At 72.5% G+C, this 12943-nt stretch carries 11 protein-coding genes; 4 read left to right on the forward strand and 7 right to left on the reverse strand.

Annotated elements, in window-relative coordinates; translation table 11 throughout:
• Nucleotides 1–57: 57 nt before the first annotated feature.
• The 5 genes from ABZV42_RS14755 to ABZV42_RS14775 all read right to left on the reverse strand — a co-directional run bounded on the left by ABZV42_RS14755 (nucleotide 58) and on the right by ABZV42_RS14775 (nucleotide 6826).
• Entirely contained in the window at nucleotides 58–3189 is a 3132-nt protein-coding gene (locus ABZV42_RS14755) for an efflux RND transporter permease subunit (protein ID WP_355983673.1), read from the reverse strand.
• A 155-nt stretch (nucleotides 3190–3344) separates the two neighbouring features.
• Nucleotides 3345–4025 carry a response regulator transcription factor gene (locus ABZV42_RS14760; protein ID WP_356052123.1) on the reverse strand — a complete coding sequence of 227 codons (681 nt, stop codon included), beginning with the start codon at nucleotides 4023–4025 and terminating at the stop codon, nucleotides 3345–3347.
• Nucleotides 4022–5296: a histidine kinase gene (locus ABZV42_RS14765; RefSeq protein ID WP_355983671.1), complete on the reverse strand. Its 1275-nt coding sequence runs from the start codon at nucleotides 5294–5296 to the stop codon at nucleotides 4022–4024. The genes ABZV42_RS14760 and ABZV42_RS14765 overlap by 4 nt, the downstream gene beginning before the upstream one ends.
• A 426-nt stretch (nucleotides 5297–5722) precedes the next feature.
• Nucleotides 5723–6001, reverse strand: a complete 279-nt coding sequence (locus ABZV42_RS14770; RefSeq protein WP_355983670.1) for a hypothetical protein — start codon at nucleotides 5999–6001, stop codon at nucleotides 5723–5725.
• Nucleotides 6002–6031: 30 nt separating this feature from the next.
• Nucleotides 6032–6826 (reverse strand): PspA/IM30 family protein, encoded by a 795-nt coding sequence (locus ABZV42_RS14775; RefSeq protein WP_355983702.1) that lies wholly within the window; start codon nucleotides 6824–6826, stop codon nucleotides 6032–6034.
• Between the two features lie 246 nt (nucleotides 6827–7072).
• On the opposite strand from ABZV42_RS14775, the gene ABZV42_RS14780 reads away from it, so the two are divergent.
• Nucleotides 7073–7699: a DUF3043 domain-containing protein gene (locus tag ABZV42_RS14780; RefSeq protein WP_355983669.1), complete on the forward strand. Its 627-nt coding sequence runs from the start codon at nucleotides 7073–7075 to the stop codon at nucleotides 7697–7699.
• 83 nt (nucleotides 7700–7782) lie between these two features.
• Entirely contained in the window at nucleotides 7783–8484 is a 702-nt protein-coding gene (locus ABZV42_RS14785) for a methyltransferase domain-containing protein (RefSeq protein WP_355983668.1), read from the forward strand.
• Nucleotides 8485–8615: 131 nt separating this feature from the next.
• On the opposite strand, the gene ABZV42_RS14790 is transcribed toward ABZV42_RS14785, so the two are convergent.
• Nucleotides 8616–8828 carry a hypothetical protein gene (locus tag ABZV42_RS14790; RefSeq protein ID WP_355983667.1) on the reverse strand — a complete coding sequence of 71 codons (213 nt, stop codon included), beginning with the start codon at nucleotides 8826–8828 and terminating at the stop codon, nucleotides 8616–8618.
• Between the two features lie 113 nt (nucleotides 8829–8941).
• On the opposite strand from ABZV42_RS14790, the gene ABZV42_RS14795 reads away from it, so the two are divergent.
• Entirely contained in the window at nucleotides 8942–10141 is a 1200-nt protein-coding gene (locus tag ABZV42_RS14795) for a bifunctional adenosylcobinamide kinase/adenosylcobinamide-phosphate guanylyltransferase (protein ID WP_355983666.1), read from the forward strand.
• Nucleotides 10142–10269: 128 nt separating this feature from the next.
• Here the strand turns inward: ABZV42_RS14795 and ABZV42_RS14800 are convergent, their stop codons facing one another.
• Nucleotides 10270–11337: a class I SAM-dependent methyltransferase gene (locus ABZV42_RS14800; RefSeq protein WP_355983665.1), complete on the reverse strand. Its 1068-nt coding sequence runs from the start codon at nucleotides 11335–11337 to the stop codon at nucleotides 10270–10272.
• Between the two features lie 122 nt (nucleotides 11338–11459).
• On the opposite strand from ABZV42_RS14800, the gene cobT reads away from it, so the two are divergent.
• Nucleotides 11460–12662 (forward strand): nicotinate-nucleotide--dimethylbenzimidazole phosphoribosyltransferase, encoded by a 1203-nt coding sequence (gene cobT, locus ABZV42_RS14805; RefSeq protein ID WP_356052125.1) that lies wholly within the window; start codon nucleotides 11460–11462, stop codon nucleotides 12660–12662.
• Nucleotides 12663–12943: the final 281 nt, after the last annotated feature.

The following is a 12943-nucleotide window of genomic DNA, read 5'->3' on the forward strand; positions in this document are numbered from 1 at the left end:
ACACGGCCCCCGTCCAGGCGCGTGAACGCCGGGACGGGGGCCGTGTGCCGAACCGGATCAGACTCCGGCCGGCTCCGGGGACTTGTCCTCGTCGCCCACGGCACCAATGTCGGCGCCGGACTTCGCCTCCCGCTTGGCCGCCCGCTTCTTCGCCCGGCGCTCCTTGCGCAGTTCGAGCATCGCGTAGAGCGTCGGGACGAGCAGCAGCGTCAGCAGCGTCGACGAGATGAGGCCGCCGATCACGACCACCGCGAGGGGCTGCGCGATGAAGCCGCCCTCACCGGTCACGCCGAGCGCCATCGGCAGCAGCGCGAAGATCGTCGCCAGCGCCGTCATCAGGATCGGGCGGAGCCGGTGCCGGCCGCCCTCGATCACGGCCTCGACCACGCCGTAGCCCTGCGCCCGGTACTGGTTGACGAGGTCGATCAGCACGATCGCGTTCGTCACCACGATGCCGATGAGCATCAGCATGCCGATCATCGCGGGGACACCCATCGGGGTGCCCGTGACGACGAGCAGGCCGATCGCGCCGGTCGCCGCGAACGGGATCGACACGAGCAGGATCAGCGGCTGGACCAGCGAACGGAACGTCGCCACCAGCAGCATGAAGACGATCGCGATCGCCGCGAGCATCGCCAGGCCGAGGTTCTTGAACGCGTCGCTCTGGTCGGACGAGACACCGCCGATCGCCGCAGTGGCACCGGCGGGCAGCTTCAGCTTCTTGAGCTTCGCCGTGAGATCCGCGCTGACCGCGCCGGTGTTGTCGCCGGTCGGCTTGGCGGTGATCGTGGCGGCGCGCTGGCCGTCGATCCGGGTCATCGCGACCGGCCCGTCTACCAGCTTGACGTCCGCGATGTCACCGAGCTTCACCGCGCCGAGCCGCAGCGCGCGCAGCTCCTCGATCGTGGTGACCGGCTTCGCGGACTTGATGACGACGTCCCGCTCGGTGTCGTCCAGGATCGCCTTGCCGGTGGTCGTGCCGCGGACCGCCTGGTTGACGGCCGCTCCGAGCGTGGCCTCGTTGAAACCGGCCGCGGCCGCCTTGGAGTTGGCCGTGACCGAGATGCGCGGCACGCTCTGGGAGAGGTCGCTCGTGACGTCGGTGACGTCGTCGAGCTTCGCGACCTCGTCGCGGACCTGGCCGGCCGCCTTGCGCAGCACGTCCGCGTCCGCCGCCTTCACCACGACCTTGAGGTCCTGGCTGCCGAACCCGTTGCCGGCCGCGACCGTGAGGGTGCCGGCGCCGGTGAGCCTGCCGAGCCCCTTCTCCACGCGGGCCTGGACGTCCTTGGAGGACGCGGAGTCCTCCAGCATGACCTGGTACGACGCCTGGTTGGTGTCCGTACCGCCGCCGAAGGCCGCCATGAAGCCGGAGGAACCGATGGTGACCTGGTAGTCCTTGACGCCCTTGACGCCGCCGAGGAACTCCTCGACCCGCTTCGCCTGCACGTCGGTCGCCGCCAGGCTGGTGCCCGGCTTCAACGCCTGCTTGACGGTGAGGACTTCCTGCTCGCCCTGGTCGAAGAAGTTCGTCTTCAGCAGGGGCGCCATGCCGAACGTGCCGACGAGGACCGCGGCCGCGATGAGCACGCTGGTCAGGCGGCGGCGGGTCGCGAAGCGCAGGACGGGGACGTAGAAGCGCTGGAGACGGCTGCGCTCCTCCTTCTCCTCGGCCTTGCGGCGGGCCTCGTCTGCGTCCGCCGGGGTGCCCTTGGGCGCGCGCAGGAACCAGTACGAGAGCACCGGGACGACCGTCAGCGAGACGAGCAGGGACGCGAGCAGCGCGGCGGTGACCGTCAGGCTGAAGGAGCCGAACAGTTCGCCGACCATGCCGCCGGTGAGCCCGATCGGCAGGAAGACGGCGACCGTGGTGAGCGTCGAGGAGGTGACCGCTCCGGCCACCTCGCGGACCGCGGTGAGGATCGCCTCCTGGCGCTCCTCGCCGTATCCGAGGTGCCGCTTGATGTTCTCCAGGACGACGATCGAGTCGTCGACGACCCGGCCGATCGCGATGGTGAGCGCGCCCAGCGTGAGCATGTTGAGCGACAGGTCACGGGTCCACAGCACGACCAGGGCCAGGACCACGGACAGCGGGATGGACACCGCGGTGACGAGCGTCGAGCGGACCGACGCCAGGAAGAGCAGGATGACCAGGACCGCGAACAGCAGGCCGAGGGCGCCCTCGGTGGTCAGTCCGTGGATGGACTTGGACACCGCCGGACCCTGGTCGCTGACGACGGTGATCGCCGATCCCTTGCCCAGGTCGGCCCGCAGGCCGGGCAGCTTGTCCTTGACCGCGTCCGAGATGGCGACGGCGCTGCCGTCGTGGGCCATGGTGACCATCACCGCGAGGCTCGGCCGGCCGTCGGTGCGCGTGATGGAGTCGGCCTTGGCCTGCTCCTGCGCGACGGTGGCGACGCTCGCGAGGCGCACCGGCTTCTTGCCGGGCTGCCCCACGACCATCAGGTCCTGGATCTGGCGGAGCGAGGTGAAGCCGCCGCCGACCCGCACGGTGCGGTTGCCGCCGTCCTGGTCGAAGGAGCCGGCCGGGACGGTCGCGCCGCCGGCCTGGAGCGCCTGTCCGAGGGCGGCCGGGGTGAGTCCGGCCTTGGCGAGCTTCTTGTCGTCGGGCGTGACGGTGACCTGGAGGTCCCGCACACCGGTGACCGTGACCCGGCCGACGCCGTCGATGCCCTCGAGGGCGGGGACGGCGGTGCGGTCGAGCCGGTCGGCCAGCGCCTGCTGGTCCTGGCCGGAGGTGACGGCGAGGACGACGGTCGGCATGTCGTCGGTGGAACCGGCGATGACCTGCGGGTCGACCGAGTCCGGCAGCTGGGACCGGGCCCGGTTGACGGCCTGCTGGACATCGGCGACGAGCTGCTTGGTGTCGTTGCCGTAGTCGAAGGACGCCATGATGACGGCGTTGCCCTCGCTCGCGGTGGACGTGACACCGGTGATGCCGTCGACGGCCTGGAGGCTGTTCTCGACGGGCTCGACGACCTGCTTCTCGACCACATCGGGAGACGCGCCCTGGTACGGCGCGAGCACCGACACCACGGGAAGTTCGATGGTGGGCAGCAACTGCTGCTTGAGCTGGGGGATCGCTATCGCCCCGAAGACGAGCGCGATGATCGACATCAGCCCTATGAGGGCCCGCTGCGCGAGGCTGAACCTGGACAGCCAGGACATGGGTAGTGGGTCTCTCTTCCGTGGTTCGAGCGGACACGGTGGACGGGGGAACCCCCTACGTCACACCCTGGGCCATGGACGGGCGGTGATCCGTAGCCCCTGGGTCCATTTCCTTACCCGGAACCTACTCCAGGCGCAGTACGCGCGGGTAACGCTCAGTCCACCCTCGGGCGGACCAGACCCGACTCGTAGGCGATGACCACCAGCTGGGCCCGGTCGCGGGCGCCGAGTTTGGCCATGGCCCGGTTGACGTGTGTCTTCACCGTGAGCGGGCTCACTTCGAGCCGTTCGGCGATCTCGTCGTTGGACAGGCCCGCGGCGACCTGGACGAGCACCTCGCGCTCGCGCCCGGTGAGCGCGTCGAGCCGCGCGGAGCGGGCGACACCCGGTCCTTCGTCGTCGCCGCCCTGCGCGAGGAACCGGGCGATGAGGCCCTTGGTCGCCGCCGGGGACAGCAGAGCCTCGCCGCCCGCGGCGATCCGGATGGCGCTCAGCAGTTCCTCGGGCTCGGCGCCCTTGCCGAGGAACCCGGACGCTCCGGCCCGCAGCGACTGCACCACGTACTCGTCCACCTCGAAGGTGGTCAGCATCACGACCCGTACGTGCGAGAGGCCCGGGTCGGCGGTGATCAGCCGGGTGGCGGCGAGTCCGTCGGTGCCCGGCATCCTGATGTCCATCAGCACCACGTCCGCCCGCTCGTCCCGGGTCACCGTCACGGCCTCGGCGCCGTCGGACGCCTCTCCCACGACCTCCATGTCGGGCTCCGAGTCGACCAGTACGCGAAAGGCGCTGCGCAGCAGCGCCTGGTCGTCGGCGAGCACGACACGGATCGTCATACGGGGTCTCCCAGGGCAGAGGCACGGTTCTTGACCGGCAGGATCGCATGGACGCGGAAACCGCCTCCGTAGCGGGGACCGGTCGTGCAGCTGCCGCCGATCGCGGTGACGCGCTCGCGCATGCCGAGCAGCCCGTGTCCGCCGCCCTCCTGGAGCCCGGCGTCCGCTCCGGGGCCGTTCTCGGGTCCCGGGCCGGCGTCCGATGCGGTTCCGGTGTCCGGTGCGGGGCCGTTGTCGAGGACGGTCACCTCCACCACCGGCCCGACCCGGACCACGCTGACCTCGGCCTTCGCTCCCGGGCCGGCGTGCTTGCGCACATTGGTCAGTGCCTCCTGGATCACCCGGTACGCGGCGAGGTCGGCGGCCGCGGGCAGCGCCGTGCCGGAGTCGGAGCGGGCCACCTCGACGGGGAGTCCCGCGTTGCGGAAGGTGTCCGCGAGTTCGTCGAGCCGGGCCAGCCCGGGGGCGGGCTCGGTCGGGGCCTCGGGGTCGCCGGACTGGCGCAGCAGGCCCACGGTGGCGCGCAGTTCGTTCAGTGCGGACCGGCTGGCCTCCCGTACGTGGGCGAGCGCCTCCTTGGCCTGGTCGGGGCGCTTGTCCATCACATGGGCGGCCACTCCGGCCTGCACGTTGACGAGGGCGATGTGGTGGGCGACGACGTCGTGCAGATCGCGGGCGATCCGCAGCCGCTCCTCGGCGACACGGCGGCGTGCCTCCTCCTCGCGGGTGCGCTCGGCCCGCAGCGCGCGTTCCTTGATCGCGTGCACGAAGGCGCGCCGGCTGCGGACGGCGTCACCGGCCGCCGCCGCCATCCCGGTCCACGCGAAGACGCCGAGATTCTCCTGGGAGTACCAGGGCAGCGGCCCGGCGAGCATGGCGACCGCCGTCAGAAGCGTCATGGTGAGCAGGCCGACGCGCCAGGTCGTGGGGCGGTCGGTGGCCGAGGCCACGGTGTAGAGGGCGACGACCGCGGACATGGTCACCGGGGCGCGGGGGTCGGCGGTCACCAGCTCCACCAGGGAGACGGCGACGGTCGCCGCGAGGACCTTCATCGGGGCGTGGCGGCGGAAGACCAGGGCCGCGGCTCCGAGGACCATCAGGGCGAGGCTGAGGGCGTCCGGGGTGCGGGCGCTCCAGGTCGTGCCGTCGGCGCCGTGCGAGTCGACGAAGGAGCCGGCCACCATGGCGAGGAGGACGCCTGCGGCGAGGGCGGCGTCCAGGGCGAGGCGGTGGTCCCGCAGCCAGTCCCTCATGCGCTCCAGGGTGCTCATCCGGTCCACGGTACGGGGCCCTGCCGGGCTTGGGACCGGCCGGTACGCCACGACTCCGCACCGACTCCGCACCGGGGTTGTCTCCCGTCCGGTGCCCCGGCGGCGCGCCCGGGAACCGGACGGTGGCCCCGGGGCCGAGGCGGAACTCGTTCGCCTGCCGCGTGCTCGGGAACCCGAGGCGGTACCTGCGCGCGGTGACGTGCTCGGGAGCCGAGGCGGGTACCCGCGCGCCGGTGTCGCACTCGGGGAACGCGAGGCGGTCCGTGCCGCATCAGCCCCCGCATGTCCCGGTTCGAAGCCCCGTCGGGCTTCCACCTCGCCGGCACGGCACTGCGCGACGCGGTGCGGCCGGGCCCCGTGTCCGCCGGTGCCCCGGCTTCCGGGTCCGCGGGCCGTGGGGCCCTCGGCTCGGCGGCCGGGGAGGGGTCAGCCGGGGATCAGGCCGTCGTCGCTCAGCATCGCGCGGACCTCTTCGAGGGTGGCGTCCGCGGACGGGAGGATGAGCTCCGACGGCTCCAGCGAGTCGTCGGGAAGCGGGGTCCCCGCACCGCCCACCGCGTCCAGGAGGGCTTTCAGAGTGCGGCGGAAGCCGGACTCGTCACCCCTCTCCATCTCGGCGAGCAGCTCGTTGTCCAGCTTGTTCAGGGCGGTGAGGTGGCTGTCGTCCAGCCTCACCTGCCCCTCCCCCATGATCCGTACGATCATGTCGCCCTCCTCAGGCATGGGCCCGCCAGGTCACTGCTTGTCGAAGCGCGGAGTGTCCTGCGGCTGAGACGACTGGGACTGGCCGTTGCCGCCCTCGATCGCCTGCTGCTGCGACGAGGAGCCGCCGGCCAGCTCGGCCTTCATGCGCTGCAACTCCAGCTCCACGTCCGAACCGCCGGAGATCCGGTCCAGCTCGCTCTGGATGTCGTCCTTCGCCAGCCCGGACTGGTCGTCGAGGGCTCCGGAGGCGAGCAGCTCGTCGATCGCGCCGGCCCGCGCCTGAAGCTGCGCGGTCTTGTCCTCGGCTCGCTGGATGGCAAGCCCCACGTCGCCCATCTCCTCGGAGATGCCGGAGAAGGCCTCCCCGATCCGGGTCTGTGCCTGGGCCGCCGTGTACGTCGCCTTGATCGTCTCCTTCTTCGTACGGAAGGCGTCGACCTTGGCCTGAAGACGCTGCGCGGCGAGGGTGAGCTTCTCCTCCTCGCCCTGGAGCGTCTGGTGCTGCGTCTCCAGGTCGGTGACCTGCTGCTGGAGCGCGGCACGGCGCGACAGCGCCTCGCGGGCGAGGTCCTCGCGGCCGAGCGCGAGGGCCTTGCGGCCCTGGTCCTCCAGCTTGGAGGACTGGTTCTGGAGCTGGTTCAGCTGAAGTTCGAGACGCTTGCGGCTCGTCGCCACGTCGGCGACACCGCGCCGGACCTTCTGGAGCAGCTCCAGCTGCTTCTGGTAGGAGTAATCGAGGGTTTCGCGCGGGTCCTCGGCCCGGTCAAGGGCCTTGTTCGCCTTCGCGCGGAAGATCATCCCCATACGCTTCATGACACCGCTCATGGGCTTCGCGCGCCCCCTTCTGACGGACTCCGGCTCCAGGTACTGCAACAGGACCCACAGTACGGGCCCCACATCCATTACCGCACTGTTCGGGGACGGATGCGCTCATCCCCAAGGACGATCGTGCCCGCCGCCGCTCCGGCGCAAGGAGTAGGTGGCACCCGGGGTGGACCCCCAGGGCGACGTCCCCCCTGTCCAGCACAGACGCACGGTGTTGCCGGATCGTTCCCCACTCGATCGACGTCCATGCTCGCGGACCCCGTACCCTTGGGTTTTGTGTTCCGTAGCCGTGCGAAGGAAGAGAAGGCCCCCGCCGACAAGGCGCAGGTGACCGACTCCAAAGTGACCCGTGACCCTCAGGCCCCCAAGGGCCGGCCCACGCCGAAGCGCAGTGAGGCCCAGACCCAGCGCCGCAGCGTCGCCCAGACGCCGACGACGCGCAAGGAGGCCGCCAAGCGCCAGCGGGACGATCGCCGTACGGCGATGGAGCGGCAGCGCCAGGCGCTCGCCAGCGGTGACGAGCGCTATCTGCCCGCGCGTGACAAGGGCAAGGTGCGCCGGTTCGCGCGCGACTTCGTCGACTCGCGGCTCTGCGTCGCCGAGCTCTTCCTGCCGCTGGCCGTGATCATCCTCATGCTGAGCGTGGTGCCGGTGCCCGTGCTCAAGAACGTGGCCCTGCTGCTGTGGCTGGTCATCATCGTGATGATCGTCGTCGACTCGGTCCTCATCTCGATGCGCCTGCGGAAGCAGCTCGCCGCGCGCTTCCCGGGCGAGAACACCAAGGGCGCGGTCCGCTACGCGCTCATGCGCACCCTCCAGATGCGTCGACTGCGGCTGCCGAAGCCGCAGGTCAAGCGCGGAGAGCGGCCCTGAGCACTACGTCGTTCTCCGGGGGCGCGGCGGATGCCTGGCTGAGCAGGCTGGGCGGGCTGCGGGATGTCGTACGGCAGGAACTGGTGGCCCGGCAGCTCGACGAGCAGATAACCGGGCGCTATCCGGTGGGGCGGCGCCTGCGGGTGCTCGACGTCGGGGCGGGCCAGGGCACACAGGCCCTGCGCCTGGCCCGGGCCGGTCACCAGGTGACCGCGCTCGAACAGGACGCCACGATGCTGGCCGTGGCCCGTGAGGCGCTGGCCGCCGAGCCCGAGGGCATCCGGAGCCGGGTGCGTCTCATCGAGGGCGACGGCCACGAGACAGGCGTGCACTTCCTGCCGGGCAGCTTCGACGTCGTGCTGTGTCACGGCGTCCTGATGTACGTCCAGGAGCCGGACGCCCTGCTGGCGGGGCTGGCGCGGATGCTGGCCCCTGGCGGGCTGCTCTCGCTGCTGGTGCGCAACGCCGACGCTCTGGCCATGCGGCCCGGGATCGGCGGGGACTGGGCGGCGACGCTGGCCTCGTTCGACACGACCGCGTACACGAACCGGCTCGGTCTCGATGTCCGCGCCGACCGGCTCGCCACGCTGACCGGCGCACTCGCCGGGATCGGGGCTCCGCTGCACTCCTGGTACGGGGTACGCGTCTTCACGGACACGGCGGCCGACGGCGCGCCGGTGCCGCCGGACGCGGAGATCCTGCTGGCCGCGGAGGAACGCGCCGGCCGGACCGACCCCTACCGCCAGGTGGCGGCGCTCCTGCATCTGTGCGGAGTGCGGGGCTGAACGACTGCGGGCCGCTGATCGGCCCGAAACCGCCGATGTCGACCGCACGGGTGCCGTGGCGGTCGGCGGCGGGTTGCCGGGGTTGGTCGGCGGCGGGTTGCCGGGGTGCGTCCCCGGCAACCCCTACCGGCCTACTCCGCTTCGGCGTGCAGGCTCATCGGGCCGTAGATCTGTGTGCTGTCCTCGGAGAGGAACACCTGGTCGGCGCCCCCCTCCACAAGGTCCTTCCACACCTCGCCGATCCAGGACTCGGCATCGCCCTGGGTGGTGAACTCCTCGGGCTGCACCGCGGGTTGGACCTCTGTCCCGTCGGACTTCTCGAACCGCCACGTCCATGCCGCCATGTACGCCTCCAAGGTGTGAGCACACTGCACAGCGGAAGCCGGACAAGATCCGCCTTCCGCCCGAAGCCTAGCCGGACGCGCAAGACGTGCGGGGACACGGAAAAATCGTCGGCGTGGAACTGACTCTGCTCGGCACCGGTGCCCCCGCGGGCCTGCCCCGCCCCGACTGTCCCTGCGCTGCCTGCGCGAGCGCCTTCGGCGAACAGGCGCGGGCGGCGACCTCACTGCTCGTGGACGGCACGCTGCTGCTCGACCTCACCCCGGGCGCCGCGTTCGCGGCGGCCCGTTCCGGACACTCGCTGGGCGGCGTACGGCAGGTGCTGCTCTCCCATCCGCACGACGGGCCCGCCCTGGAGGTGCCGGCCGGGCTGCCTCAGCCCGGCCGGGTGCCCGACGGACAGGAGTTGGCGCTGCTGACGGGTCACCGGGTGCGGGCGGTGCCGATGGACGCGCCCGGCACGGGGTACGCGGTGACGGGCCCGGCCGGGCAGCGGCTGCTGTACCTGCCGCCTGGCGCGGCGCCCGCGGGTCTGGACGAGAAGGGCGACGCCTATCACATGGTGCTCCTGGACGTGGTGGGACGCCCCGACGCCCTGGCGAGGCTGCGCGCGGCCGGCGCGGTCGACCCGACGACGGACGTGATCGCGGTGCACCTGGACCACGACGTGCCCCCGGGGGCCGAACTGCGCAGGCGGCTCGCCGCCGCGGGGGTGCGGGCCGTGCCCGACGGGACGACGCTCGACGTGGGCGTCTACGAGGACGTGCCCGACGTGCCGCGCCGGACACTGGTGCTCGGCGGAGCGCGCTCGGGCAAGTCGGTGGAGGCGGAACGGCGCATGGAGGCCTTCGCCGACGTCCTGTACGTCGCCACGGGAGGCACCCGCGGCGGGGACTCCGAATGGGCGCAGCGGGTCAGCACCCACCGTGAGCGGCGGCCCGGCTCCTGGCGGACCGTGGAGACCTGCGACCTGGTCCCGCTCCTGGCCGAGGAAGGCCCGCCGCTGCTCGTCGACTGTCTCTCGCTGTGGCTGACGGACGCCATGGACACGGTGAACGCCTGGGACGACGCCGAGTGGTCGGGGGGCGGCGAACGCGCCCTGCGCGCCCGCGTGGAGGAGCTCGTCACCGCGGTCCGCCACACCCGCCGTACGCTCGTCGCCGTCTCCAACGAGGTCGGCTCGGGCATCGTGCCCGCCACGGCCTCCGGACGCCGCTACCGCGACGAACTCGGGCGGCTGAACGCGGCGTTCGCCGGGGAGTGCGAGCACGTACTGCTGGTCGTGGCGGGACAGGCCCTGACACTGCGGGGCTGACCAGGCCCGCTCCCCGCCGGTGCGCCGCGGCCGACGGCCGACGGCCGCGAGTGCCGCGAGCCGGGATCGCGTGCTCGGGGGCTGCGGGCGACCGGACGTGGCTGCGGGCGACGGGCCGGGGCTCGGGCTCAGTCCTCCTTGCGGGCGACGACGCGGTACGCGTTCGAGAACCGGGTGCGGCGCAGCAGAGGTGCCAGCAGCCGGTCCAGCACGGCGGCCGCGGCGAGGAGCGGGGCGGACGCCCGGCCGAGGGCCAGCCGCGCGGTGCGCTGGAACGAGGTCGGCGCCGCCGGGCGCCAGGGGGCGTCGGGACCGGGGAGGACGCGCCCGAAGGCCAGGGCGAGAGCGCCGGAGAGGTCGTGGGGGATGTGCGGTTCGCGCCGGTCCGTGGCGACGACCACGCAGCCGAGGGACTCGAGTTCGCCGAGCAGATTGGGCAGCGGCATGAGGTGCAGATGGCGCGGCTGGCCGTACGCCGGCCACCACTTGCCGAGCAGCGCGCCGAACGCGCTGTCCGGGTCGGGCACTTCGACCAGGAGGTGTCCGCCGGGTCTCAGCACCGCGAGCGCGGCGCGCAGTTCCGCCCGCGGTTCGGGCGTGTGCTCCAGGTGGTGGAACATGCTCACGACGTCGTAGCGGGCTCGTAGCCGTTCCGCGATCCGCGGGTCGGTGAGCCGTCCGACGTGCGCCTCCTCCACCCGTCCCGCCGCCCGCGCCCGCTCCACGCGCCGGGTCGGGTCGAGCCCGTCGAACGACGTGTACGGGTGGACCTCCTTGGCCGCCGCCGGGAAGTGCCCCTGCCCGGTGCCGATGTCGAGCCAGCTCTCCGGTTCCGCGAAGGGCAGCAGGGCCCGGGCCGCCGCGAGGTGGCGTCCGGATCGGCCCGGGTGGGCGAGCAGCCGTTCGGCGAGGCCGTCGTGGGCGTCCTCGCGCGGGTCCCGGTGGTAGAAGGCCAGCCCCTCCGGGGTGAGCCGGGGGTTCTGGAAGGCGTGGGCGCAGTCCCCGCACTCGTCGACGACGAACGTTCCGGGCTTGCGCTGCCGCAGGTCCGGCGCACGCAGCCGGGTGCGCAGACGCTTCGAGCCGCACCAGGGGCAGTCGGAGCGGCGCGGTTCGTGGAACCTGGCGGTGCCCTGGGCGAGTTCGGCCGAGTAGGCGGCACGGCGTTCGGCGATCTGCTGCGGGGTGTGCGGCATGGACGCTCCTGTCGTGTACGAGACGTACGACAATCCGATACAAACGGTACGTATGTGATGGGTATCCGGAGTGCAACGACGTGGCGCGGACGCGTTCGATCAGTGCCGGTACTGTTCGGCGAATGAGCTCGCTTAATCTCGACGACTTCACCGATCTGATCGAGCGTCCCGACGGAGGCGTACGCCGTGACGCCGAGGCGTACCGGGAGCGCCGGATCGTTCCGCCCGGGGCCCTGGGCCGCCTCGACGGCCTGGGTGAATGGCTGGCGGCGGCGCAGTCCGCGGTGCCGGTACGGCCGATCGAGCACCCGCGTGCCGTGCTGTTCGCGGGCGACCACGGGGTCGCCGCCCTCGACGTGTCCGCGCGTCCCGCGGGCGGCGCCGGCCTACTGGTGCGGGCGGTCCTGGACGGCGCGAGCCCCGCTTCGGTGCTGGCCCGCGGGCTCGGCGTACCGGTGCGGGTGATCGACATGTCGCTGGAGGCCGACCCCGAAGGGCTGCCCGACGAGGTCGTACGCCACCGGGTCAGGCGCGGTTCGGGGCGGATCGACGTCGAGGACGCGATGACGCTGGAGGAGGCGGAGGCCGCGTTCCGGGCCGGAGTGGCCATCGCGGACGAGGAGGCGGACTCCGGCACGGATCTGGTCGTGCTCGGCGACATCAGCGTGGGCGGGACGACGGCGGCGGCCGTCCTGGTCGCGGCGCTGTGCGGGACCGACGCGTCCGTGGTGACCGGGCGGGGCGGGCAGGCCATCGACGACCTCGCGTGGATGCGCAAGTGCGCCGCGGTGCGCGATTCCCTGCGGCGGGCCCGGCCCGTGCTCGGGGATCAGCTGCAACTCCTGGCGACGGTGGGCGGGGCCGATCTGGCGGCGATGACCGGCTTCCTGTTGCAGAGCGCGGTTCGCAAGATGCCGGTGATTCTCGACGGGGTCGTGTCGGCCGCGTGCGCGCTGGTCGGCCAGCGGGTCGCCTTCCGGGCGCCGGACTGGTGGCTGGCCGGGCAGCGCAGTGGGGAGCCGGCGCAGGCCAAGGCGCTGGACCGGATGGCCCTCGAGCCGTTGCTCGACCAAGGGGTGACGGTGGGTGAGGGGGCGGGGGCGCTGCTCGCTCTGCCGCTGGTGCAGGCTGCGGCGCGGCTCGCGGCGGAGCTTCCGGAGGCCGTTTCCCCGGCGGCGGTGGAATCCCCGGACGAGCCCGCCGAGCCCGAGCCGGACACCGACTCCGGCGCCGCTTCCGAGTCCGAGTCCGACTCAAGCTCCGCTTCCGAGTCCGAGTCAAGCTCCGGATCCGCTTCCGAGTCCGGCTCCGGCTCCGGCGTGTAACTCCGGCCCAGGTCCCGGCCGGAGCCCGAGCCCGACTGGGGCTCCGGCTCCGGCTTCGGGCGGCCCGGCATCACCACGGCCTTCTCTCGCCCCCTCCGCCCCTACCCTTCCCACCCCTGGGGCTCCGCCCCAGACCCGCTCCTCAAACGCCGGAGGGGCTGAAACGCACCCCGCAGCCGAAAGGCAGGCCGGAAGGGGAAATTTGGCCCGCGGCCGAGAGGCGGGCCGGAGGGGCTGAGAGACACGCCGGGGAGGGGTGTGCCCAAGGCGCCGCACACCCG

Origin of the sequence: Streptomyces sp. NPDC005281 (assembly GCF_040607495.1) — a bacterium.
GTDB lineage: Bacteria > Actinomycetota > Actinomycetes > Streptomycetales > Streptomycetaceae > Streptomyces.

Excerpts from the sequence above, each read along its gene's own strand:
- ABZV42_RS14780 (WP_355983669.1), top strand. The coding sequence starts at position 7,073 with ATGCTCGCGGACCCCGTACCCTTGGGTTTTGTGTTCCGTAGCCGTGCG.
- ABZV42_RS14790 (WP_355983667.1), bottom strand. The coding sequence starts at position 8,828 with ATGGCGGCATGGACGTGGCGGTTCGAGAAGTCCGACGGGACAGAGGTC.
- ABZV42_RS14775 (WP_355983702.1), bottom strand. The coding sequence starts at position 6,826 with ATGAGCGGTGTCATGAAGCGTATGGGGATGATCTTCCGCGCGAAGGCG.
- ABZV42_RS14760 (WP_356052123.1), bottom strand. The coding sequence starts at position 4,025 with ATGACGATCCGTGTCGTGCTCGCCGACGACCAGGCGCTGCTGCGCAGC.
- ABZV42_RS14770 (WP_355983670.1), bottom strand. The coding sequence starts at position 6,001 with ATGATCGTACGGATCATGGGGGAGGGGCAGGTGAGGCTGGACGACAGC.
- cobT (WP_356052125.1), top strand. The coding sequence starts at position 11,460 with ATGAGCTCGCTTAATCTCGACGACTTCACCGATCTGATCGAGCGTCCC.
- ABZV42_RS14755 (WP_355983673.1), bottom strand. The coding sequence starts at position 3,189 with ATGTCCTGGCTGTCCAGGTTCAGCCTCGCGCAGCGGGCCCTCATAGGG.
- ABZV42_RS14765 (WP_355983671.1), bottom strand. The coding sequence starts at position 5,296 with ATGAGCACCCTGGAGCGCATGAGGGACTGGCTGCGGGACCACCGCCTC.
- ABZV42_RS14800 (WP_355983665.1), bottom strand. The coding sequence starts at position 11,337 with ATGCCGCACACCCCGCAGCAGATCGCCGAACGCCGTGCCGCCTACTCG.